The organism is Maribacter sp. (assembly GCF_016744255.1).
Classification (GTDB): domain Bacteria; phylum Bacteroidota; class Bacteroidia; order Flavobacteriales; family Flavobacteriaceae; genus Maribacter_B.
Genome location: NZ_JADGES010000022.1, coordinates 1 through 24,325 on the forward strand (window position 1 = coordinate 1; position 24,325 = coordinate 24,325).

17 protein-coding genes, 1 tRNA gene and 2 pseudogenes are annotated in these 24,325 nt (G+C 34.8%); 7 read left to right on the top strand and 13 right to left on the bottom strand.

Features of this window, described 5'->3' with window-relative positions; all coding sequences use genetic code 11:
* A pseudogene (locus tag QZZ51_RS05750) lies at positions 1 to 390 on the bottom strand (Na+:solute symporter); the annotation flags it as partial.
* A gap of 292 nt (positions 391 to 682) precedes the next feature.
* Between QZZ51_RS05750 and QZZ51_RS05755 the strand changes: the two are divergent.
* Positions 683 to 1,576 (top strand): annotated as a pseudogene (locus tag QZZ51_RS05755) (IS982 family transposase).
* Between the two features lie 449 nt (positions 1,577 to 2,025).
* On the opposite strand, the gene QZZ51_RS05760 reads toward QZZ51_RS05755, so the two are convergent.
* From QZZ51_RS05760 to QZZ51_RS05795, 8 genes are all read right to left on the bottom strand, one after another.
* The gene (locus QZZ51_RS05760) at positions 2,026 to 5,136 is read right to left on the bottom strand and encodes a glycosyl hydrolase (RefSeq protein ID WP_291867175.1); all 3,111 of its coding nucleotides are present in this window, start codon (positions 5,134 to 5,136) and stop codon (positions 2,026 to 2,028) included.
* Between the two features lie 131 nt (positions 5,137 to 5,267).
* Positions 5,268 to 5,645 (bottom strand): hypothetical protein, encoded by a 378-nt coding sequence (locus QZZ51_RS05765; protein ID WP_291867179.1) that lies wholly within the window; start codon positions 5,643 to 5,645, stop codon positions 5,268 to 5,270.
* A 23-nt stretch (positions 5,646 to 5,668) separates the two neighbouring features.
* Positions 5,669 to 7,201, bottom strand: coding sequence for a M43 family zinc metalloprotease (locus QZZ51_RS05770; RefSeq protein ID WP_291867182.1), 1,533 nt, complete (start codon positions 7,199 to 7,201; stop codon positions 5,669 to 5,671).
* A 70-nt stretch (positions 7,202 to 7,271) separates the two neighbouring features.
* Complete coding sequence (locus QZZ51_RS05775; protein ID WP_291867185.1) at positions 7,272 to 9,524, bottom strand: prolyl oligopeptidase family serine peptidase; 2,253 nt, start codon at positions 9,522 to 9,524, stop codon at positions 7,272 to 7,274.
* A 281-nt stretch (positions 9,525 to 9,805) separates the two neighbouring features.
* Positions 9,806 to 10,390 carry a hypothetical protein gene (locus tag QZZ51_RS05780; protein ID WP_291867187.1) on the bottom strand — a complete coding sequence of 195 codons (585 nt, stop codon included), beginning with the start codon at positions 10,388 to 10,390 and terminating at the stop codon, positions 9,806 to 9,808.
* Positions 10,391 to 10,620: 230 nt separating this feature from the next.
* Complete coding sequence (locus QZZ51_RS05785; RefSeq protein WP_291867190.1) at positions 10,621 to 12,126, bottom strand: RagB/SusD family nutrient uptake outer membrane protein; 1,506 nt, start codon at positions 12,124 to 12,126, stop codon at positions 10,621 to 10,623.
* Between the two features lie 10 nt (positions 12,127 to 12,136).
* Positions 12,137 to 15,475: a TonB-dependent receptor gene (locus QZZ51_RS05790; RefSeq protein ID WP_291867191.1), complete on the bottom strand. Its 3,339-nt coding sequence runs from the start codon at positions 15,473 to 15,475 to the stop codon at positions 12,137 to 12,139.
* Between the two features lie 180 nt (positions 15,476 to 15,655).
* Positions 15,656 to 16,681: a FecR family protein gene (locus QZZ51_RS05795; protein ID WP_291867194.1), complete on the bottom strand. Its 1,026-nt coding sequence runs from the start codon at positions 16,679 to 16,681 to the stop codon at positions 15,656 to 15,658.
* Between the two features lie 346 nt (positions 16,682 to 17,027).
* On the opposite strand from QZZ51_RS05795, the gene QZZ51_RS05800 reads away from it, so the two are divergent.
* Complete coding sequence (locus tag QZZ51_RS05800; RefSeq protein WP_291867198.1) at positions 17,028 to 17,627, top strand: RNA polymerase sigma-70 factor; 600 nt, start codon at positions 17,028 to 17,030, stop codon at positions 17,625 to 17,627.
* A 249-nt stretch (positions 17,628 to 17,876) separates the two neighbouring features.
* Here QZZ51_RS05800 and QZZ51_RS05805 read toward each other — a convergent pair.
* Positions 17,877 to 17,950: transfer RNA gene (locus tag QZZ51_RS05805), tRNA-Ile, on the bottom strand.
* Between the two features lie 61 nt (positions 17,951 to 18,011).
* On the bottom strand, positions 18,012 to 18,413 hold the full coding sequence (gene mce, locus QZZ51_RS05810) for a methylmalonyl-CoA epimerase (protein ID WP_291867201.1): 402 nt from the start codon (positions 18,411 to 18,413) through the stop codon (positions 18,012 to 18,014).
* A 70-nt stretch (positions 18,414 to 18,483) separates the two neighbouring features.
* Here mce and rbfA point away from each other — a divergent pair, with 70 nt between their 5' ends.
* Together rbfA and QZZ51_RS05820 are read left to right on the top strand one after the other, a co-directional pair.
* The gene (gene rbfA, locus QZZ51_RS05815; RefSeq protein WP_291867203.1) at positions 18,484 to 18,876 is read left to right on the top strand and encodes a 30S ribosome-binding factor RbfA; all 393 of its coding nucleotides are present in this window, start codon (positions 18,484 to 18,486) and stop codon (positions 18,874 to 18,876) included.
* 3 nt (positions 18,877 to 18,879) lie between these two features.
* Positions 18,880 to 20,085, top strand: a complete 1,206-nt coding sequence (locus tag QZZ51_RS05820) for an FtsX-like permease family protein (protein WP_291867206.1) — start codon at positions 18,880 to 18,882, stop codon at positions 20,083 to 20,085.
* A gap of 45 nt (positions 20,086 to 20,130) precedes the next feature.
* Here the strand turns inward: QZZ51_RS05820 and QZZ51_RS05825 are convergent, their stop codons facing one another.
* A complete protein-coding gene (locus QZZ51_RS05825; protein WP_291867209.1) occupies positions 20,131 to 20,775 on the bottom strand; it encodes a DUF2306 domain-containing protein in 645 nt (214 codons plus the stop codon).
* Positions 20,776 to 20,916: 141 nt separating this feature from the next.
* Positions 20,917 to 21,912 carry a tRNA dihydrouridine synthase DusB gene (gene dusB, locus QZZ51_RS05830; RefSeq protein WP_291867212.1) on the bottom strand — a complete coding sequence of 332 codons (996 nt, stop codon included), beginning with the start codon at positions 21,910 to 21,912 and terminating at the stop codon, positions 20,917 to 20,919.
* Positions 21,913 to 21,973: 61 nt separating this feature from the next.
* Between dusB and QZZ51_RS05835 the strand changes: the two genes are divergently transcribed.
* From QZZ51_RS05835 to QZZ51_RS05845, 3 genes are read left to right on the top strand one after another with little or no spacing between them, the layout of a single operon-like run.
* Positions 21,974 to 22,747, top strand: coding sequence for a prolipoprotein diacylglyceryl transferase family protein (locus QZZ51_RS05835; protein ID WP_291867215.1), 774 nt, complete (start codon positions 21,974 to 21,976; stop codon positions 22,745 to 22,747).
* Positions 22,719 to 24,110 carry a radical SAM protein gene (locus tag QZZ51_RS05840; protein WP_291867217.1) on the top strand — a complete coding sequence of 464 codons (1,392 nt, stop codon included), beginning with the start codon at positions 22,719 to 22,721 and terminating at the stop codon, positions 24,108 to 24,110. The genes QZZ51_RS05835 and QZZ51_RS05840 overlap by 29 nt, the downstream gene beginning before the upstream one ends.
* Positions 24,107 to 24,325: a hypothetical protein gene (locus tag QZZ51_RS05845; protein ID WP_291867220.1), complete on the top strand. Its 219-nt coding sequence runs from the start codon at positions 24,107 to 24,109 to the stop codon at positions 24,323 to 24,325. Before QZZ51_RS05840 ends, QZZ51_RS05845 begins: the two co-directional genes overlap by 4 nt.

Sequence of the window (24,325 nt, forward strand, 5' to 3'; positions counted from 1 at the left end):
TAAATAGATTGCCCTAAATTTTCTTAAAAAACTTGCTGGAGCTCCACCATATCGCATTTCATAGAATTCTAAATCGGTATTCACATTAGATTTCCTCCACAACTTTGCATAAACAAAAACAGTTAATAAACCCGTAATTAAGAATGCCCACCATACCCAGTTACCAGAAACACCATTGGTTCTTACAATATCCGTAACCAAATTAGGTGTATCTGTAGAAAAGGTAGTTGCTACCATGGAAAGGCCTAAAAGCCACCAAGGCATTGTTCTACCCGATAAGAAAAACTCAGATGAGTCTTTACCTGACTTTTTAGAAACAATAATACCTATTAATAAAACAATGGAAAAAAAACCTATGATTAAAGAATAATCTAAAGTGCTTAAATGCATAAAATGATGACTTTTATTAATCTATAAAGGTATAATTTTTTAATATACTTTTCCCTTCTATTCGCTAAACACCTTTCATCCTCCTCTTAACAACTCAAGAATTAATAGCAATAACTTAAACATTCGCCTGTATTTCTTCATCTATAGTAGGAGTTTCTAGATCCTTAATTATAGGTGTTTTTATTATCAACCTGAGTTCGATTAATAATATTTGATATTTTGGCATTAAAAAAGATAGATTTTCAGTAAATTAAAGTGTTGAAATTCAATTCGTTAATCTAAAAACCTATCTATGATAATCTATTCTAAAGTAACAGAAATTTTTTGTTTAGTTGATGAGTTTTGTAAGGAATATTCAGAATTAGTTGATAAATCTATTATTGGCAACAAAGTAAAACTCCCTTCTATAATGTCTCAAAGTGAGATAATTACCCTTGCTATTATTTTCCAATTAAGTGGTTTTAGAACCTTCAAACACTTTTATGTTTCCTATGTTAAAAGTCATATGAAGAATGATTTTCCTAACAGGGTTTCCTATAATAGATTTACGGAGCTAATGTAACAGAATTTAATGCCCATGACTTTATTTTTAAAGACTTGCTGTTTAGGTGATTGTAACGGAACCTCATTTATCGATTCAACCCCTGTTAAGGTGTGTAAAAATAAGCGTATACATAACCACAAAGTATTCAAAGGTATTGCTACTACTGGTAGGTCTACTATGGGTTGGTTCCATGGTTTTAAGTTGCACATTATAATAAATGACAAAGGGGAAATCTTAAACTTTACTATTACACAAGCTAATGTAGATGATAGGCAACCATTAAAGCAAGAACGTTTTTTAGACAAGGTTTTTGGGAAACTATTTGCAGACAAAGGCTATATAGGAAAGAATTTAATGCAAATGCTATTTATTGATGGGGTGCAGTTAATTACATCGCTTAGAGACAATACGAAAAATTCATTAATGACCATGAGTGATAAAATACTGCTTAGAAAACGTTCCGTAATTGAAACTGTAAACGATGAACTCAAAAATATCTACTAAATAGAACATTCTAGACACAGAAGCTTTGGTAATTTCTTGGTAAATATGATTACAGGCCTTATAACTTATAGCTCTTTGCCTAAAAAACCCAGCATAAAATATGAAACCGTCAAAACAAATCAACTCGTTATGTTTTAATCAAACTCAGGTTATTAAATTTTTGGCTTCTAATAGGGCGTTACTTCTTCTTTGATGGCATCGAGATAGATATAAACACCATTGATAGTTAGGTAGGTCGAATTGTTTGTTATCAGGACTTATCGTTACGATTTTCATCCCGCATCCTTTCCCAGATTCCAAGCAGGCATCAATAATAAAATAGAATCTGGTTTTGATTTTGGATTTGAAAAATCATGGTGATGTCTTTGAGGAATTATTGTGTTTCCTGAAGTAAATGCATACTTTAAAAGTTGAATTAGTTTCTTGAAACATCTGTTCTTCTTAACAAAGGTGTCATCTATGTGCATATAATTTTCCATGAACAAATTTACAAGAACCCGCTGTTTACATTCGGCAGATTTTGTAAAAAATTTTGAATTTTTGATGTATACTTTTTGTTTGTACTTTCTTTCTGAATTTCAACAATCCTACAATCCATTTTTTGTCTCCTGATACTGCTCCTTGATTTTTCTTAACTGAATCTCTGCTAAATTCAAGTTATCCCTATGGGTTTGGGTAACCTGTGAAGTTTCTAAATGGGCATCAAATACCCGCTCAATCCTTTCCTTAATTCCTGGTAAATAATATTGGAATCTCTTTCTCTTGGTCTCATTCCCCATGAGTTGGTATTGCAATTGCAATAATTGCTGTCGTTTTTCTTCCAATTCTTGCAATTCTTCCATTTTATTGATTCCTTTCAGTACTTGTTTTCTTTTTCCAATGGCATCTAAGGTTTCAGTTAATTGATCTTTTAATTCTTCTGCTGCCATGGAAAGTTTAGCTGCTTTTCCATAAAATTCAAAACGATCCTTTGCTGGTCTTTCTGTAGTCATATCCAGTTCTTTTATGTTAAAACTTTGTGCAGAACTCAATTCACGTAATTTTCCCTGGTGTAATACAATCAATTGAACTATATATTTGTTCTCTGACACAAAATTTAGTGTTCTAGAATAATTTGCATCATCAGATTTAATCTTTGTGGATAAATCCCAATTCACTTCCTGAAACCCTTTTCTATTAGCTACTGGAATAATGGCCACATTCTGATTGTTCACATTGTTTATCCGTGCAAAGATTTCTGTATTATCCTCAAAATCTTCTTTTTGTAACGTATCGGAAGTAGGATAACTCCCATTATAATTTTGGTTTTGGTTTCGCATTCTAATGCTTGTCAAAGAGGGGTAACTCTTGTCCAGATATAATCTGATCTTGACTCCGTACTCCGGATTGTCTGCACTAAAATGGTCATCTCCCAACGATCCCTTTCTGGAATATCCTATATCTCCCCGCTGAAAAAATTGCCACGCATCTTTTATTGGGAATAAATGGTTCCCCGTAACATTTTGCACATCTCGCAATGGAGTATAATCATCTAGCACATAAATTCCTCTACCAAAAGAAGCGGCCACCAAATCATTTTCCCCTTGATGGATTTCCAAATCTCTAAAGGCGATTGTGGGTAATCCTCCTTTCATCTGCTCCCACTGACTTCCTCCATTTACACTGGCATAGATTCCAAACTCTGTCGCTGCAAACAGTAGATTAGAATCCACATGATCTTCCACAATGCACCATCCGGAATGTGATACTCCAATTCCTCTATTGATAGACGCCCATGTTTTTCCCAAATCCATGCTCTTTACGAAATAAGGCTTAAAATCACCTTCTTTGTGATTATTGAACACGGCATAAATGGTATTCGCATTATGGTTGGATGTAAACACATCCGACACATACGCTTTTTGAGGCACTCCCTTTATATTGTCCGCGAATCGCCAAGAATCTCCATCATTCTCTGTTATCTGGATAAGGCCATCATCCGTTCCAGCCACAATTAAACCTTCTTTAATCGGAGATTCTGATAAAGATACAATAGTGCCATAAGGAGAGGTAAACACATTTTTATATACGGCTTCCGGTGGCCAGACCTTGCCCATTACCTTTCTGTTGCTCCTATTTTCACCCCTGCTCAAATCTCTACTTATGGGTTGCCAGCTATCTCCCCTGTCATCACTTTTAAAAATTCGTTGGGCTGCATAGTACAAACGCTTTGAATTATGTGGACTCAGTACCAAAGGAGAATCCCAATGCCAACGAAGTGGTTCATTGTTAAAATCCGGTTGGGGTTGAATGTCTATCCGTTGTCCGGTACGTTTATCGTATCTTACTATCCCCGCGTATTGATATTGTCCATAGACAATATTGGTATCTTCAGGATCTACACGTGCTTGAAAACCATCCCCGCCTATGAGCACTTTCCAATCCCTATCGGTGATTCCGTGTCTAGTAGTATTTCTCACTGGGGCATATATTGTAGAATTATCCTGCGTACCTCCATATACATTATAAAAAGGTTTGGCATTGTCTATTCCTACTCTATAAAACTGGGTGATTGGTAAGTTGGAATGGTATTTCCATTTTTTTCCATAATCCCAGCTTTCATATATACCACCATCGCCCCCAACCATCTGGTAATTGGGGTCAGTTGGGTGAAACATCATCTCGTGTGTATCGCCATGCATGTTCCTCATATTGATACGATTAAATGTTTTTCCTCCATCCGTGGTACTATGAATTCTAACATCCATGGTGTACACATGATCAAAACGATGAGGATCAGGATAAATCTCTCCATAATACTGGGGATCAACCACAGTATGATTACTCATCTTCACCCAATTTTCTCCACTGTCTGAAGACCGATAAAATCCACCTCCTTCGCTATTCACTCCTGGAATAAGAGCGTACAACACATTGGATTTTTGTGGCGATATAGCCAAAGCAGGACGGCCCCAATCCGAAGAAGGAAGCCCCGAAGTCAATTTTTTCCATGTTTTTCCACCATCCACGGATTTGTACATGCCTGTTTCCGGACCACCTCCTATAAGTATTCCCACATGGCGCCGCCGTTGGTATGATATAGCGTAGACAATATCCGAATTGGTAGGATCCAAGACCACATCCGTAACACCTGTATTCTTACTGATTTTCAGTACTTGTTCCCAAGTTTTGCCACCATCAACCGTTTTATACAACCCTCTATCACCTCCTTCTTTCCATAATGGTCCCTGTGCGGCAACATATACCGTATTTCCATCTCTAGGGTCAATCAAAATTTTCCCAATATGTTCCGATTTTCTAAGCCCCATATTGGTCCAACTCTTCCCATAATCAACACTCTTGTAGACTCCATCTCCCCAACCTACGGAGCGTTGACTCTGATTCTCTCCTGTACCCAGCCAAATAGTCCCACTATTCTTAGAATTAATAGCCAAACAACTCGTGGAAAAAGATCCATGATTCTCAAAAATGGGGGTCCATGTGGTTCCATTATTCTGGGTTTTCCATACATTGCCCGAAGCCACGGCCACGTACCATGTGCTCAAATCATTTGGATCTTTCTCAACATCTGCAATCCTTCCCGTCATAAATCCCGGCCCAATATTCCTAAAAGACATATTGGAAATGGCTTTTTTAGCAACTTGGGCATGGACAAAAAAAGCAGCAAACAAAATAGGTAGTACAATAATTTTCTTCATATTATATTTGGTGTTATTTTAATCAATTTCTCAATGTATTGTAAGTGATAAATTAAAAGATGTAACTCATTAGGCCCTTGTTTTTTAGTGTCTTTTTGCAATTCGATTATCCAAATATATCAATATATATTTCAAAAATCTACCCAATCATTTTTTGATGATTTTTGTGATACTTTTTGCAAAGATTTTTTGATGTTTATCGTTTTGTTCAGGGCATTTCTTCCACCACTAAACATAAAAGAAAGAGAGGCTGTATGTGTTTCCATATCAATAAAGTTGTAATCTGTATTATAGACTTTTGTACCCTTTATCGCTTGGAATGAATTTATACGATTGCCATCAACCTTAAACTCTAATATTCCTTCTGGCAAATCCCCCGAAGAATTGATTGTAATTGAAATCTCTAGTGCGTTTTCCGATACTGAGATTGGGTTCCATTCGAAAGAAGGTGTTTCCAAAACCTTGGATTCATCATCCTTACCACACGAATGAATTGTCAATATTGTCAATGTGATCAAGACAATTTTTTTCATTAATTAAATGTTTTGGAGGTTTTTTTATTTAAACTAGCTATTTCAACAGTCCATGTTCCCTGGGCTATGTCGTCTATTATGAGCGTTTCTTCAAGTGATGTTGTGAATGATTGTTCAAAATCTGGTCCTTTCACAATAATGTTATGCGTGTTAATAATGGCTTTAATTTCAATTCTTCTTGTTATTTCTCCGGATGCAAATTGAAAGTTGTTTCCAGCATATATGTCATTGGAAGAAATCCATGTAATTTCAGGAAAATTAATTTTCGGTATCACCGTAATTGAAATTTCGGCGGAGTTGGATAATCCTCCGTGATTATAAGCAATGACCTTTACGATATGATTCCCTATAGCTAAATCAGACAAGGTAGTTTCAAAAGGGAGAAGTTCAACTGTATCAACCAAAATATCATCAACATAGAATTCAGCCTTATCTACATTATCATTGCCATTTAAATCGGATATCGTTGTAGTTACCATAATCGACGTTTGCTCTTCAAAAATCGAATTATCCACAGGGTCGTTAATGGTTACCTCGGGATTCGAATTTTCCCCTTTGGGTATCAGCAAACCTGTATCCAACAGATTTTGGGTCTGCCATAATGTTATCCTTGCCGGGTGTTGCAAGGCCAAAAGCATTCTGTTTACCTGACCTTCAGTAAACATTTTATAGCAGCCAGACGAACCATTGTATCCCATATAATTTTCAGTATTTACGAAATCTCCATCGCAATTGGTGCCCGCTAAACATTTAAGGTTATGCAATCCATCTTCTCTCGGGGTATCATCAACCTCATCAGTTCCCTCACAACCTCCCTCAAAGGTATGTATGAGGTTTAACCAATGTCCGAATTCGTGAGTTAAAGTGGAAGCAAATTCCTTATCCGTATTTGTGGCTAAATAGGCGCCATTGTACACTACTCGGGCCAAATTGTTATCGGACATATTGCTTATAGGATACCAAGCTAAACCAGAATTATTGGTAGCATCATCACCATACAAATCATTTTGGATATAAACATTCATATACTTATAGTTATCCCAAGCATCTGCCATTATCTGACCATCACTACTGGATGAATTACCGTATCCGCTTTTTTCTGAATAATATACAATACCGGATGTTTGATTTCCATCAGGGTCTTTTTTTGCAAGCCTAAAAGTTATGTTTATGGATTGTTTAATAGAAGAAAACATACTGTTTACGGACCCGTAGTCGTCATTCAATCCCTGAAAATCTTTGTTTAATTCCTCTAATGCCCTTTTGATCAAGGCGTCGTTCACAGATTTTCCATTAAAAGATGAACCATACACATGGAATACAACAGGTATTTGATAAGACATAGACTTATCCGTTGTATTTTGAGCTTTTGATTTTTTGTTAAAACTTTTATATTCCTTTTGAGCAGATATATTTTTTTGAAAGTAAATCTCGTTAACTTCTGAAGTTCTACAATTTACTTGGGATTTTATCTCTTGTAAAAATCCCCCTTGCGTTAGTAATATAAAAAATAAAACTACTTTAAATTTCATTATTTTAATTCTTTGTTATAATTACCCGATACAGTCAACACCCTGAAACGGTTGTCGTTATACAACTAATCTACCATTCAAAATTCCAGATAGGTGTCTCGGCTTTTAAATGTTCCACAAAATAATTCCATCTTTTCTTCATGAAATAATTTCTGTGTTTTCCACCATAAATGTGTCTTTGACTGGGCAATATCAGGAGGTCAAATTCTTTGTCCTCTTTAATCAGCGCCTCGACCAATTTAAATGTGGCCGAGGGGTTTACATTATCATCCATACCTCCATGGACCAACAACAATTTGCCCTTTAAGTTTTTGGCGTTTGTAATGTTCGATACTTTGTGGTAGGTAGAATCTACAGGCCAACCCTGATACATTTCTGGCCACCAAGCTTTTTCCATTCTAAAATCATGATCTGCTGAACTTGCTACTCCAACCTTATACACATCTGGAAATGCTAACATTGCCCTTCCAGTATCAAAACCTCCGGCGGAATGCCCAAAAATACCAACCTTATCAGTATTTATCCACGAGTATTTTGCCCCTAAATGTTTGATGGCCAAAACATGGTCTTCTAAATTATTCCCCATATTCTTATAAGAGTGATTATGGAATTCCTTTGACCGTTTTGATGTTCCCAAACCATCAATCACCATAACGATAAAACCGAGTTCGGCCAATGCTTGATTACGAAATGCCCCAGAAAATCTTTCAGGAAACATGTGTGTGTGTGGTCCAGTATACGTATGATCGATCAATGGATACGACATTGAAGAATCAAAATTTGTTGGCTTCCAAATGGCTCCATAAATAGTAGTTTTACCATCTTTGGCGGTAAGTTCAAAAACTTCGGGGGATCGCCACCCTTCGGCAACTACTCTGGATATGTCCGCTTCTGTAATTTGTTTTATGATTTGCCCCGACCTTGCCTTTCGCAAAACAGTTTTTGTGGGCGTATTTATAGTAGAATAACTATCCACAAAATGTTTTCCATCAGCGGAGAACGAAATATCATGGTTCATCAATTCAGGAGTCAACAGAGTAACCTTCCCTTGAAAATTTGCCTTATATAATTGGCTGTGGTATGGATTGTTCCCTTGTTCCTTTCCATTGGCAATGAAATAAATGGTTTCATTTTTCTCATCGATATATTCAATTCTGGATATGTAATAATTTCCACCGGTAAGAGAGGTTGTTTTATTGGTACGTATATCAAGAAGGTATAATTGACGCCAACCGTTTCTTTCAGAGAGAAATGCAATTTTTTGCTTTTCTTTCAAGTACCTGTATTCAAAATTGTCAATGTTTGTACTGCTGGTTTCAGTCACTAATATTTGTTCCAAATTAGTGTTTAAATTTATACGCTTTAAGTACCCTTTTTTAAACCCACGCTCCAAGTAATAAGCTAGGGCGACTCCTGGCTCTTCGGTCCATTCCACGGAAACTGAATTTATATGAGTGCCTCTGGGCAGATTGGTTCTCACCTCACTTTTGCTTTCTACATTGAAAAATACTGGCTTTACATGGACCATTGTGGTATCTCCGGGGGAACCTCTATAATAGGACAGTAATTTTGGGCGAAATAATGAATCGATACTATAATCGAGCAAATACATTTTTTCTGCATGTTGCAAATCGACAACGTTTGTCGATATCCATTTGGAATCTTTGGACCAGTTTACATTAAAATGTTCAGGACGATTTCCATTTTCTCCTTCCATTTTCTCATACCAGCCATACAATGACCCATATTCATAATTTTTTCTTCCATCAAAACTCAATTGATATTTTTGTTCAGTTGTGGTTGACTTAATAAATAGATTATAGTCTTCTGCGTAAGCAATCCATTTTCCATCAAGCGATTTAGATTCAAAACGATTTTCCTCTTCCTCCTTTTCTTCACTGATTCTAAGCTTGTAGGTTAACAAATCTAAAACATATGATTGGCCATCGTGTACAAATGAAAGTTGTCCTTCTTTAGGCTTCTCAATATCATAAAGCAATAACTCATTTGCTTTTGTTTCTTTTTGGGAGAATTCATTTATGGCATTGGCGACTCTGTAATGATCAAATAAAAATTTTATACGGTATGTCTTGATATCCATTGTTTTATAATAGATACCTTTCTCACTATGATCAATGAACCAGAACCCTGTATTATCCTTATGCCAATTTATCTGGGTATCAAGATTAAAAACCTTCTTGTTATTGTAGTTGGCATACAGATAGTCCACAGCTCTTTCGTAATCATTTGTGGTGATATCCTGACCCTTAATCGAATCTATTGATAATGCCATTAGGGTAATTAAAATGTATAAATGCTTCATTTTTAATGTTTGTATCAGTTTTTTTTAATAGAGTGGACTATAGTTTTTTAATGATTTTTCCAAATACAAAACCAATATGTTTCGTGAAACTTGTGGGCAATGAAATTCAATAACAAATAATAAAATAAGAGTATGGGAAAAAGCGCAGATTTTCTGCGCTTTTTCTCAAAAGCTAACTCAAATCTAACTAACCAATTTTAATTTATATATTGTCGTAAATGTCTGTTAGTTTATAGTCAAATAGAGGTGAATAATCATAGTGCTCCCTTTGCTCGTTTTTATTATTGCTTAGTAAACCTATAAACCGTTTGCCCAGGAATTCCACAATTTAGTTTGGTATCATCTGAAAAAACGACTTCAAATACTTCATCATTATCTAAGGAGTAGATGGCATTGACCTCGGCAGGTCCAAAATAATCGACACCGTCACCACAATTACAATTGTTGAACTGAAACGGAACCACGATTTCATTGCACACCAAATTAAACACAAACGTATTTGTAGTTGAACAGAAATTTGGAAAGTTAAATGTTTCAAAGGAGCGTGCGAGACCATCTCTTTTAAGTTCAACAACCGTATTATGGCTTAAGGTAGAGCCAGCCAAGAAAGTAGAAACCTGCTCAATAAGATACATACCAGTAAATAAAGTTTCATCGACCGGGCATACTTGAAAAATACTAATGGTCAAATTTCCAGCGCCTACTAAATCGGCACTTTTGGATACCTGAACCACCAATGCTTTTGGCTCTGTGGTAAGATTGTTGTCTACTCCTTCTATGGTAAGCGTACCTGTATATGAGTTTGCCGGCACTACTATGGAACCTACTGTATATGTATCAGCCCCAGCAGTTGTCTCTTCTTGCACAATATCAACTTCAAAGGTTCTTTCTGATTGGCTGATACTACTTACACTGATGGTTGCCTCAATTAAGCCCGTACCATCAATAATTATTGGAAGATCCAACCGTGATTCCTCAAATGATATAAAGGTTTGGCTATTATTAAAAATTACTCTATCCTGTTCACAGGATACCAATAGGACACACACTATAATAAAACTTGCTATATATTTTCTCATGACACAATTTTTTATGGTTAATAGCCAGGGTTTTGTTGTTCACGTAGGCCAGGATTGGCAATGAGCTCGGCCTGTGGAATGGGCAATGTAAACCTATGATCTGTAGCAGGTAATGAGCATGCCCCATTAACTCCAACAACATTACAATCCAAAGGATCCCGTAATACCCCTTGGTTGGCACGAGTACCCAAACGTTTTAAATCATGAAATCTATGCCCTTCAAAAGCCAATTCTATACGGCGTTCATTTAAAATAGCTGCAAAAGCCTCTGTTTGATTGGCGTATGATGGTAAAGGTTGTTCTGTTGTAAATCTGGCATCGCGTAATTGCTTGATATAAGATGCGGTAGAATTAGCTGCTCCATTAATATTATCGCCATCTGCCGCTACTTCTGCCAAAATCAATAACATCTCAGAAGATCTAAATACTTTTAAATCGTTCATTAACGGTTGCGTTTCAGATCTTGGATACTTATAAACAAGCAAAATATCTTCGTTTTCAAAATCTGCTGCATTTTGATAGTCTGGTGAAATTATAGATTCTGGTCCAACATTAACATTAAACCTAATATCATCTTCGTCCAATAAATTGAACAAAGATCTTCCTATTTCAAAAAATGGACCACCATTAATTGTTTCATTGGTAAAGGCAAACTTGGCGCCAGCCCTACTTTGGCTTGCCATATTAGATACGCCATTACCTGCACGATCAAATTCATCACCTCTAGTACGTTCAAGCTTGAAGATAATCTCTGCATTACCTGAATCCAAAAACATATTGATATATTGCTCTCTAGAAGCTATAGGGTACCTATCCAACAATTGTTGCGCATAGGTGCCTGCCAAACCATATTGTCCACGGTATGTGGCCATACGTGCCCTTAGTGCCGTAATGAAGTCTTTAGATATAAAAGTGACACTGCTTTGTTCTTGCAATAAGCTTTCTGCTTTTTGTAGATCAGTTTCTATTAAGGAAAATACTTCCGCATTGGTATTACGAGGAAAGGTATCACTTATTAAGGGTACAAAATCTACTGCAATAACCCCCAAAGCATTGTCATCAGTCAAATCTGTTGAATAATAAGACAACAACTTAAAGTGAGAATATGCCCTAAGCGCATGGACCTGACCCAATATGTTGTTATACTCTTCTTGCTCACCATCTTTCAAAGGAATGGACTCAGCGGCTAAAATTAACCTAGTACCCTCATTTATTTCTTCATAACTTCTTTGCCAAAATGTGAAAGCGGGCAGAGAAGTAGCATCTAAGATAAATTGGTAATCATCTACTCTTTGTCCGCCACTTATAAACCCTACGGAAAGTTCATCTGTAAAGGTCGATGAATGTGCTATGTCCTGTACTAGATCATATTTAGTATAAACACCTATTAGACCATCTTGTAAATCTTGTAAGTTTTGAAAAGCTACATCGGTAGTAATACGGCCTACTTGGTCAATATCTATGGCATCTTCACAAGCTGTGAAAAGTGCCAGACAAAATATAAATTTTATTATTTTTTTCATTGTTATTTTTTTAAAATCCTATTTCAATTCCTAACGATATTATCCTTGGAGTGGGATATTGTCTTGTCTCGGTAACACGTGATTCGGCATCATATCCTTTCCATTCAGAAAATGTTGCCAAATTTTCAGCAGAACTATATAACTTAAGATTTGTCATACCAGTTCCTTTCAAAAACTTTTTGGGGAAAGTATAGCCGATATTCAAAAAACGTAATCTTAATAAATCTGAACTGCCAAGAAAACGGTCACTAGTATCCCTAAACGAGGTTCCATTGGTTGCTGTTAAACTAGGAATGTCTGTAATACGGTTATCTGGGGTCCAGGCATTGAGGATATCTGTGGATAACTGAAAATTAGTCAGGGCAAAACCACTATTGATAAGTTCATAATAAATAATATCACGCCTATCAACCCCAATAACGTAACTCAACTGGGTGTCTAAATAAAACCCTTTGTAGTTAATATTGAAACCAAAACTTCCTGTTGCATCTGGGGTAGCGTTTTTACCTGTCCAAACAGCATCTGTGTCAGGATTTGGATTTTCCGTTAAATTGCCATCGATGTCTAAAAACAACACATTACCATTACCAGGGTTTATCCCTGCATAACGTACTAGTTTTTCCTCAAATATTTTGCCTCCATTTCTACCTATGCCAAGTATTTCTCCTGTTTCAGATGGCAAGTTACTTAGCTCATTGTCATTGTAGTTACCAACAAAGTTCAACGTTAAGGTAAGATCATTATTTTTAACAAGATCATAATGCAATGCCCAATCTACTCCTTTATTGGTCAAATCACCAGTGTTGGAATCAATTCCTGTTGTCCCATTAATTGCTGATATCTGTAAAAATTGAAATAAATCTTCGGTTTTTTTATGATATACATCCAAACTACCTCTCAATCTTCTATTGAATACCTGAAAATCCATACCTATATTAGTCTGGGTCACTTCTTCCCACTTCAAAGTATTGTTCCCTATTTGATTTAAAAATAAAGAATTGGCATTACCATAGCCACTACTGCTCGTAGCGTAAAAAGATTCTGAAAGATCTGGAGATGAGAAATAAGTTCCGCCTCGAATTCTTTGATTTCCAGTGGTACCATATGATGCTCTTAATTTTAAATCATTGAATACAGAATCTTCCATAAAGTTCTCATTGGAGATATTCCAACGTGCGCCAACAGAATAAAAAGTTCCCCATCTGTTTGTTGCAGAAAATCGATAAGAAGCATCACGTCTTACTGTAGCAGAGATACCATATCTACTATCATAATCATAGTCTACATTTCCAAAGTAAGAGAATAACCCTGCATCAGCCCTAAATGCATTGGCATCGTCTACAAAGAAATCATTATCGCCATTATCACTTATAAATGCGCTATCATCTCCTGGGGCAAAATTCCTAGGGTTTAAACCTCTTGCAAAATAACCAAATCCGCGACGGAATGCCCTAAAGTATTCTGAAAAAAGTGTAGCATCTACCGTGTGTTTACCAAAAATGTTATTATAATTTAATGATAAATTGTTGTTAAAAGAAACATCCCTATTTGTATTCTGACTTTGAAAACCAGGGGTTACATTTCCAGTTTGTGCAAAACTAAGTGACCTATAAGAGTTTGGGGGATCTACTTCATAACTGGTTGTATGTTCATAATCCACACCCAAATTTATTCTTGCTGTTAAATTTTCAGCCAATTCATAATCGGCATTAAACCCTGCTATAACCTTAACTTCTTCCTCAAGAAATTCATAATTTCTTAACCTATCGAGAAGATAAAGGGGGGTAAGCGCAAGAGAAAATCCTTGATTTGCCAAAGTTGCTCCATCTATATATTCATCTGGAGAGATATATGGAAGAGATGCATTTACTCCATAAAGTAAGTTTGTAGTTACACCAAATGTACCAACATCGGTTGGAATGTTATTCTTAGAGTAATTTGCCGTAACACTTGTATTGTAGTTAAATCTACCATTAGCAGAACTTCCGGTAAGGTTATTTCTAAAAGTAAAACGTTGCAAACCTGTAGTTTTAAGAACTCCTTCTTGTTCAAAATAACCTAAAGAAGTAAAACTAGAGGTGTTTTCACCGCCTTGAGCAAATGTCAAGGTATGATTTTGCGTTATGCCTGTTCTAAAAAACAAATCTTCCCAATCTGTAGTAGGTGTAGCATCAATTTCCGCATCAGTCAGACCTACTCCTCTTCCTCTTCCGATTACATCACGTTCAAAACGCAAGTATTCTGGAGCCGACAGAAAATCATAGTCGTGATTTTGGAGTGTAGAAAAACTTTGCGAGCCTGTATACGTAATTTTTAGAGGTGAGTTTTTTACACCTCTTTTTGTTTTGATAACAATCACCCCATTGGCTCCCCTGCTTCCAAAAATAGAAGACCCAGCTGCATCTTTAATAACGGAGATAGATTCTATATCATTAGGGTTTAAACTTCTAAAATTGTCCTCATTGACAGGCACACCGTCCATTAAAAAAAGTGGCTCTGTGTTACCGTTTATTGAACTCACCCCTCTTATTTGCACCGAGGAATTGGCTCCTGGCTGCCCACTACCGGTTTGTATGTCCAAACCTGCAACTTGACCAGATAGCGATTGTACAAAACTTGCATTTGGTCTAGACTCCAATGCCTCGGAAGTAAGCTGTACGCTTGAAATAATAGATTTTTCTTTGGCCACGGTTCGGTAACCTTCAACAACAACTTCCTGCAAGGAGGTGATATCCTCTTCCAAAACCACGTTAATGATAGTTTCATTGCCGATCACTACCTCGTGGTTTTTCATTCCCAGATAAGAAAACACCAATGTCTGCCCAGATTGTGCTTGTATGGTATATCCACCATCAAAATCGGATATGACACCTGTTGATGTACCTTTTACAATTACGCTGACTCCTAACAAAGGAGATCCTAATTTGTCGAAAACTGTTCCTTGAATAGTGCTTTGAACCTGTTCTTTTTCTATAATTTGGGTCTTCACACGTTTTATAAGGGATATTTGTTTATGGTCAATTTGATATAATGTTTCTGTACCCGAAAAAACTCTTTTCAGAATAGAACTTACTTTTTCCCTCTTTGCTTTGACGGATACAATTCTTTTTAAATTGACATCTTCAAGAAGATAAAGGAATCTGAAGTTTGTTATATCTTCAATTTCATCTATCAACCGTTCAACAGTGATATTCTTCAGATCTATAGTGACTTTTGTACGTTGAGAATAACTTTCATTTGCCTGTAAAGCAAATATGGTGGTCAACAATAAAAGAGCGCTAAGTTTCATTTTTAAATCAAATTTGAACAAAGAAGTTCCATTCTCCTTTCGTTTCAGAAGATTTTTCATAATTTTATAGTGTGTTAATGTGGTTAAATGTTTGGTTTAATCACTTTATCTAAATCGGGAAATGTTAGCGCATTTTCCGATTTTTCTTTATAATAAAGTGAACAATAAACCTTTCTATTTAATAAATAGTTTTGTGAATTAGTTGGTTTATTTCATTGGCTGTTTGGTTGAATTAGGTTATTATTTAAGAATGATTTTATTATCATTAATGGTGTAACTTATTCCATAGGTATTCTTAAAATAGTTCAAGACCACCTCTATTGGCTCATTTCCAAAATTCGCGTTGAATTTTTTTTGAGAATATTCCAAGTTTTGATTTGTAATACTAACATTATAATGCCTTTCTAATTTCTTTAAGATATTCTCTAAATTCATTCCTCTAAAAACTAGTTCCCCTTTCATCCATGAGGTATACACATTGGTAATTACAGGCTTTGTAGAAATATTTCTTTGTTGCCTATCAAAACTTCCTTTAAAACCTGGTTCAAGAATAACAGCATCATTTTTTTCATTTACTTGCAGGCTTACCGAACCTTCCACCAAAACAACTTCTGTAGTTATATCTTCAGGATAATTGGAAACATTGAACTGGGTACCCAATACTTGAATATCTAAATTATCGGACGTATTTACCGTGAAAGGTCGTTTGGAATCTTTAGCTACATCCAAGAAAACTTCTCCGACTAAGAAAACCTCTCTTTTACCTTCTTTTAAAAACCTAACGGGGTATTTTAATGAAGATCCAGCATTTAGATGGGCAATTGTTCCATCGGACAATTTCAATTCAAATCTTTTTCCATATGGAATAGTCAATTGATTGTAAACTAATTTTTTTGATTCAATCTGTGAATTGTCATATCTCAATTGATTCCCCTTTTGTGTTCCTATTACATCGCCTTTGGTATTTAAAATCTTAGTGGTGTCTCCTTCAGAAAGTACCTCAAGATTTCCATTTTCAAGTTCCAAGGTTATTGTGTCCTCACTTGGAAAAGCTATATGCTTAGTATTTTCTTTAAAGAATCCTTGCTGATACGTATACCCGATGCCGAAAAGAATAGTTACTACCGCAGCATACTTTAAAAACTTCGATATCTTTAAAGTAATAATGGAACGTTTATCTTTTCTTATTTTTTTCAATATAGAATTCTTGGTTTTCTCTGTATTGAATTCGCTCATTATATTTTCAATTGCGTAGTTAATTTTCATATACTCATTGAATGTTTTCACATCCTTAGAGTGCTCAAACCACAAGTTCAATTTATCCCATTCCTTCTTTGATATGGAATTAGTTAGATACTTTATAATGAGTTTTTCTATATTCTTCATCTTCATTTAAACAAAGTCATCATACCTATTACAAAGCTATTTTATCATACCACCAATATTTTGACATTATTTTTGTGATTTAGCATTATTTTTTTCATATTTAATGCATATTTCTATATTTAATACGTACATAATAAATAATTAGTTAATTAAACATCAGTTGATTTTCCATTTTTATAGAGATAGAGAACCATCTAAATTGTACTATAAATAATCTAGTTCTAAAATGATAGAAAACTTTAGTAATAATTCTAATTTAATTCTCTATTTAAAGAAAGGGAATGAAAATGCTTATGCCTATTTAATAGATACTTATAATCACAAGTTATGCTTGTACGCTAACAGTTTGATGAACGATGTTTCTATTTCTGAAGATATAGTTCAAAACGTATTCATAAAGGTTTGGGAAAGACGCGACAACTTAAAAACAAACCTTTCTATAAAGAGCTATTTATACAAATCGGTTTATAATTTAAGTATTAATGAATACAAAAGAAATCAATCAGTTACTGCCTTAGAAAAAAAATACATCGAAGAGTTAGACCGTATTATAGAAGACAAAGATGACGATGCACTGGAAAAATTGATTGGATTGGTTAAAGAAGCTATTCATGAATTACCACCAAAATGCAAAGAAATTTTTCTTTTAAGTAAAAAAGAGGGATTGACCAATATTGAAATTTCAGAGTATTTAAATATTTCTAAAAATACTATAGAAAGACAAATCAATATCGCCTTTTCTAAAATTCGTGAAAATGTTGGTGGTAAAACCAATATTATACTTTTTTTATTGTTTGGGTTTTGTCAAAATTTAAAAGTAAAATGATTACCCCCGTACTCATTATTGATTTATTAAAATTGTGGAGTTACTAGATTTTTGCATAATCCTAAAATCCCACAACTTTTGGACTTGATCCGAGATTTCTTACGGGATACCCACAGGGATACCTGAAATACTCAAATAGCTTTAATAGTTGACTTTTAATAAATTTTGGAATACCCTTCAAAACCCTTTATAAAATGGGCTTAAAAAACAAAAGCTTCCGATTTCTCGAAAGCTTTGTATTTACTAGTGTGGTCCCACATGGGCTCGAACCATGGACCCCCTGATTATGAGTCAGGTGCTCTAACCAGCTGAGCTATAGGACCCGCAATTTGCGGTTGCAATATTACTACTTATTTTATTATGTTGCAAGGAAATTCGCTGCTTCTATACTATTTCTTGACACAATTCTATTAAAACTCCATTGGTTGTTTTCGGGTGTACAAACGCAACTAATTTATTATCAGCTCCTTTTTTTGGTTTATCACTTAAAACTACGAATCCTTCTTCCTTCAAACGTTCTATTTCTAAAACAATATCTTCTACCTCAAAAGCTATATGGTGAATACCTTCTCCCTTTTTTGCTATAAACTTGGCGATTGGGCTGTCTTCTTTGGTAGCTTCTAATAGTTCTATCTTATTAGGCCCTGTTTTAAAAAAAGAAGTTTTAACCCCTTCAGATACTACATGTTCCTCTTTATAACAGGTTGTTCCTAATAGTTTTTCATATAAACTATTAGACGTTTCTATACTTTTTACAGCAATGCCAATATGTTCAATTTTCTTCAAAATGTTACTTATTTTATATATGAATATAAGGAAAAACTAAAGTACTCCATTTTCTACGTACTTTTGTACCATGGAAACGCAACGTCAGAAAAAAATAGCCGGAGTAATACAAAAAGATATTGTAGATATTCTACAACGCGCAGCAATAGATGGTGGACTTACAGGAACTTTAATTTCTGTCTCTAAAGTAGCCGTAACAAGTGATTTGTCTATAGCTAAGGTATATGTTAGTATTTTTCCAAATAAAGGTGCAGATGAACTTTTAAAGGGAATACAATCTAACCAACCCCTAATAAAGCATGAGCTTTCGCAACGTACCAAAAATCAGTTACGAAGAGTTCCAGAATTATTATTCTATTTAGATGATTCTTTAGATTATATAGAGAAAATAGAAAAGTCTTTAAAAAGAGAAGAAAATCCTATTGAAAATAGAGACCTTTTAGAAAAAAGAAAAAAATCTTAACTATTGAATTTTCCATTATACATCGCAAAAAGATACCTGCACTCTAAGAGTAGTCAAAATGCGGTGAATATTATTAATTTTATTACTTTTTTAGTTATTGTTATTGGCTCCGCAGCATTATTCATTGTTTTATCTGGTTTTGCCGGTTTAAAAGAATTTAGTCTATCTTATACCAATACGATTGATCCCGATTTAAAGGCAATACCAAAAACGGGTAAGTTTTTTTCTATTACTCCTGAACAAGAAAAGCAACTTTCAAAAATTAAAGGTTTAACCTTTTACGCCAAGGAGTTAGAAGAAAAAGTATACCTATCTCACCAGCAAAAAAACCATATCGCTTACATAAAGGGGGTTGACTCTACTTTTACCAAAGTAACTGGAATAGATAGTACCATACAATATGGCAATTGGTCTATTAATAACGAAAAAGGTGTTACTGGTATTGGTATAGCAAACTTATTAGGCTTATCTATTAACCAATATAGACACCCTTTAGTGATTTTGGCTCCAAAGCCAGGAAAAGGAAATACTTCGCAATTAACTTTAAAAGCAAAACCATATAACGAGCTCCCTTTATTAATGAGTGGGGTTTATGTTATTGAAGAGAATATTGATAAAAAATATGTTTTTGCACATCTTCCCTTAGTACAAGCTTTACTTGAAAAAGACAGCACGAAAGTATCTGGAATAAATTTTAAAATTTCAGATGCTGTTACTAGCGACGAACTAAAAAGTGAAATTGCCGCTATTATACCTAATGTGATAATTAAAAGTAGAAAAGAACTAAACAGTACGCTCTACAAAATGTTAAACACAGAAAATTTAGCAACCTACCTTATTTTTACTTTAGTATTAATTATTGCTCTTTTTAATGTAGTCGGAGCCATAATTATGATGATTTTAGATAAACAACAAAACTCAAAAACCCTTTACAATTTAGGAACAACCATAAAGCAACTTCGGAAAATATATTTTTTACAAGGAATTTTAGTTACAAGTCTAGGCGGTTTTATAGGTGTTCTCCTAGGTTCTATACTAATTGGCTCACAATTAGCTTTCGGATGGTTAAAAATTACACCTACCTTAGCCTATCCTGTGCAATACGATATAATTAATGTGGTAATTGTTTTGGCAACTATTGTGGTTTTAGGAGTATTAGCATCTTTAGTTGCGAGCAGTAGAATTTCTAAAAAACTTATTACGGCCTAATAGCCCCAAAAGTAATACGGAATCTTTTTTGTCTGCGCCCTCTCTCTATTTTCTACTTACACTATTTTTTCGATTCACTTTTCTTATCCAAAAACTTATAAAACTCGCACCTATTATACCTGGTATAAACCAGCCATAAAAACTAGGAAAAAATTGATTGACGACAACAAATGCTGTTGTAGCGGAGATATAACCGCCAATCATTTTTACCAAATGTAATTTTAGCCAACTATCTTTTACTTTAATAGGGTTTTTATACAAAATTAAATCCCGAATGGAGAATAGGATTCCAATAATTGCGAACACACAAAGAACAATATGGATACTTTTATTCCAGATAATGGGTAGAAAAATCATTAAAATTCCCGTAATAATCATTACGATAGAAATCCATTTATCTATCTGAAAATTATGGTTTTTGTTTTTAAATCTTAATGCTCGTTTACCCGTTAGAATAAAATAGAGGCTAAAAATTCCGACAGCAAATAAAAAGGCACTATGATGATTCGGAAGAAATGCAACTATCATTGCGGTAATCGCAGAAATTAACATCGTGTAATAAAACACAATTCCAGATTTTTTATGAATTGCAAGTCCCTTCTTTGCAACCATGGAAACAAAACCAGCTAAAAGTGCAATTCCACCAAATACTGCGTGAGTATAAATAAGAATTTTAATCGTTTCTTCCATATAATTTTCTATTGATAGAACGATTACAAGTTCCGTTACTTTGTTAACGGTTTATATTTTTTAGTGCCGATTTGTTACATTATAGGGACAGGCTGTCTTATACAACTACAAAATACACTTTTTGAGCTTTAGATTTTTAAGCTATCTAAGAAATTCAAAATCTCCAAATTTTTCTAATACGTCGTTAAAAGCAGCAAACACAGAGGCTGAATCATCGCTAGTAACCATTTTCATGCGATGTTCTTTAAAATCTGGAATCCCTTTAAAATAATTGGTATAGTGCCTTCTAGTTTCAAATACACCTAATTTTTCCCCTTTCCAATCAATCGCCATTTCTAAATGTCTACGTGCTGCAGTAACACGTTCTTCCATGGTTGGTGGTGCCAAATATGTTCCTGTTTCCATAAAATGCTTTACTTCCTTAAAAAACCAAGGATAACCAATACTCGCACGCCCAATCATTGCACCATCTAAACCATATTCATCGCGCATTTTTACGGCTGCTTCTGGTGTATTTACATCCCCATTACCAAAAACAGGAATATGCATTCTCTGGTTGTTTTTTACCGCTGCAATTTGTGTCCAATCAGCATCGCCCTTATACATTTGTACTCTTGTTCTACCATGAATTGCAATTGCTGCACAGCCTACATCTTGCAAACGCTCTGCAACCTCTACAATTTTTATAGAATCGGTATCCCATCCTAGCCTTGTCTTCACTGTAATGGGTAGTTTGGTATGCTCTACCATGGCTTTAGTTAAAGAGACCATTAAATCTATATCTTTTAAAATACCAGCACCAGCACCTTTACTAACCACCTTTTTTACAGGACAACCAAAGTTAATGTCTATAATATCTGGACCCGATTTTTCTACAATCTCCACAGAACGAAGCATGGAATCTAAGTTGGCTCCAAAAATCTGAATTCCGACTGGGCGTTCCTTCTCATAAATATCTAACTTCATTACACTTTTTGCAGCATCGCGAATTAATCCTTCCGAGGAAATAAACTCCGTATATACTACATCTGCCCCTTGTTCTTTACATAACGTACGGAAAGGTGGATCACTAACATCTTCCATAGGTGCTAGTAATAAAGGGAAATCTGGTAATTGTATGTCTCCAATTTTTGGCATGCTGCAAATTTACTACTATTACATTAGCTGTAAAAACAGAAAATGCTACTATCTTAGTCCTATGTTTTTATCCTTTTCTATTCCGTACGAGCCCATTCTATATGGAATAAAGATTAATATGCACCTTGTGTTGGAGTATTTAGCCTTTTTTATTGGGTTTCAATATTATCGTTTTTTACGAAAAAAAAGTGCCGATTTAATATCTTCTACCAATCGCTTGTCAATAATTATTGGAGCCATATTTGGTGCTTTATTTTTATCTAGGTTTGTCGCATTTTTTGAAAACCCTGTATTACATTATAACCAAGGTTGGCTTTCTATTCTTAATAACAAAACCATAATGGGTGGTTTATTCGGTGGCCTTTTAGGAGTAGAGCTCGTAAAAAAAAGAATTGGAGTAAAAACATCCTCAGGGGATCTTTTTACTTTACCTATAATCCTTGGTCTTATAATTGGCCGTTTAGGCTGTTTCTTAGCGGGGACCAATGAATTTACCTATGGTATTGTAACCAACAGTTTTCTTGGTATGTCTTTAGGAGATGAATACCTTAGGCACCCTATTGCCCTTTATGAAATTGTCTTCCTTGTCTTTCTTTTTGCCCGTATTAAATATCTTAGAAAAAGAAAGAGTGCTTTGGAGAATGGAATGCTTTTTAAAATTTTTATGATTGCCTATTTTTCTTTTAGATTCTCTATAGAATTCCTAAAACCAAATCCGTTTCTATTTTTAGAGCTTAGCACTATTCAGTTTTTATGCCTAATTTGTCTTTGCTATTACTATAAAACCATATTAAAAGGAATATCATATGCCTACAAGAAATTACACCTATTATGATTTTACATTAAGCCTTTGCCCTGAATGTTTAAGAAGGGTCGATGCTAAAATTGTTTTTGAAAATGATAAGGTATACATGCTTAAGAATTGCAAGGAGCATGGTAACTCTAAGGTTTTAATAGCAGATGATATAGAGTACTATAAAAACATAAGGAACTATAACAAGGCTTCTGAATACCCAAATACTTTTAATACAGAAACGCATTATGGCTGTCCTTACGATTGTGGCCTTTGCCCCGATCATGAGCAACATTCTTGTCTTACCGTAATAGAGCTTACCGATCGCTGTAATTTAACCTGCCCTACTTGTTATGCATCTTCTTCTCCTAGTTATGGTAGGCATAGAACTTTAGAAGAAGTTAAAAAAATGCTCGATGTTATTGTAAAAAATGAAGGAGAGCCAGATGTAGTGCAACTCAGTGGTGGTGAACCTACTATACACCCTCATTTTTTTGAAATTTTAGATTATGCTAAAACCCTACCTATTCGGCATTTAATGCTCAATACTAACGGAATTAAAATAGCCAAAGATTATGCCTTTGCACAGCGCTTAGCAACCTATACTCCAGATTTTGAAATCTATCTTCAGTTCGATTCTTTGGATAATAACGTTTTACAAACTCTACGTGGTGCAGATTTAGCCGAAACCAGGTTAAAAGCATTAGAGCACTTAAATAAATTAAACCTATCTACAACCCTTGTGGTTACCTTACAAAAGGGGCTTAACGACCATGAAATGGGTAAAACCATTGATTTTGCTTTAAAACAAAAATGTGTTCGCGGAGTTACCTTTCAGCCCACACAAATTGCTGGTAGACTAGATAATTTCGAGGTAGACGAAAACAGAATAACACTCACCGAAGTACGTAGAAAAATATTGGAGCAATCCCCTATTTTTGAGCCAGACGATTTAATCCCTGTACCTTGTAACCCAGATGCTTTGGTGATGGCTTATGCCCTAAAAGTAGGAGATGTAGTAAGTCCGTTAACGCGCTACATTAATCCAGAGGATTTATTAAATGAAGGAAAGAATACCATAATTTATGAGCAAGACCCTGAATTACATGGTAAAATGATAGATCTCTTTAGTACTGGTAACTCTGTAGAAAAAGCTTCTGAAAATCTAAAAAGTATACTATGTTGCTTGCCCGAAATTGATGCTCCTAACTTAGGGTATGATAACCTCTTTAGAATTATAATTATGCAGTTTATCGATGCTCATAATTTTGATGTTAGAGCCATTAAAAAATCTTGTGTACATATTGTAAATAAGGACTATAAAATTATTCCTTTTGAAACTATGAATCTCTTTTATAGAGATGATAAATTAGAACGTTTAAAAGAACTACAAAACGAAATATGATGAATATAATTTTCCCTTTAGAAGTTGGAAACCTGGATGGCCTAGTTACGTTTCTTTTTGCCATTATGTTTGGCCCAGCAATTGTACTTATAATAATAGGTCTTATTTTAAGAGGCAAAGAAAAACCAAAAGCAGGTAAGGTACTTTTTATATTAGCAGGTGTCTATTTATTAGTTAGTTTAGGCGTTTGTGGAGGTTTAATGGGTGCGTTTTAA

Excerpts from the sequence above, each read along its gene's own strand:
- QZZ51_RS05835 (WP_291867215.1), top strand. The coding sequence starts at position 21,974 with ATGTTTTTATCCTTTTCTATTCCGTACGAGCCCATTCTATATGGAATA.
- QZZ51_RS05775 (WP_291867185.1), bottom strand. The coding sequence starts at position 9,524 with ATGAAGCATTTATACATTTTAATTACCCTAATGGCATTATCAATAGAT.
- QZZ51_RS05840 (WP_291867217.1), top strand. The coding sequence starts at position 22,719 with ATGCCTACAAGAAATTACACCTATTATGATTTTACATTAAGCCTTTGC.
- QZZ51_RS05760 (WP_291867175.1), bottom strand. The coding sequence starts at position 5,136 with ATGAAGAAAATTATTGTACTACCTATTTTGTTTGCTGCTTTTTTTGTC.
- QZZ51_RS05770 (WP_291867182.1), bottom strand. The coding sequence starts at position 7,201 with ATGAAATTTAAAGTAGTTTTATTTTTTATATTACTAACGCAAGGGGGA.
- QZZ51_RS05800 (WP_291867198.1), top strand. The coding sequence starts at position 17,028 with ATGATAGAAAACTTTAGTAATAATTCTAATTTAATTCTCTATTTAAAG.
- rbfA (WP_291867203.1), top strand. The coding sequence starts at position 18,484 with ATGGAAACGCAACGTCAGAAAAAAATAGCCGGAGTAATACAAAAAGAT.
- QZZ51_RS05785 (WP_291867190.1), bottom strand. The coding sequence starts at position 12,126 with ATGAAAAAAATAATAAAATTTATATTTTGTCTGGCACTTTTCACAGCT.
- QZZ51_RS05790 (WP_291867191.1), bottom strand. The coding sequence starts at position 15,475 with ATGAAAAATCTTCTGAAACGAAAGGAGAATGGAACTTCTTTGTTCAAA.
- QZZ51_RS05845 (WP_291867220.1), top strand. The coding sequence starts at position 24,107 with ATGATGAATATAATTTTCCCTTTAGAAGTTGGAAACCTGGATGGCCTA.
- dusB (WP_291867212.1), bottom strand. The coding sequence starts at position 21,912 with ATGCCAAAAATTGGAGACATACAATTACCAGATTTCCCTTTATTACTA.
- QZZ51_RS05825 (WP_291867209.1), bottom strand. The coding sequence starts at position 20,775 with ATGGAAGAAACGATTAAAATTCTTATTTATACTCACGCAGTATTTGGT.
- QZZ51_RS05795 (WP_291867194.1), bottom strand. The coding sequence starts at position 16,681 with ATGAAAATTAACTACGCAATTGAAAATATAATGAGCGAATTCAATACA.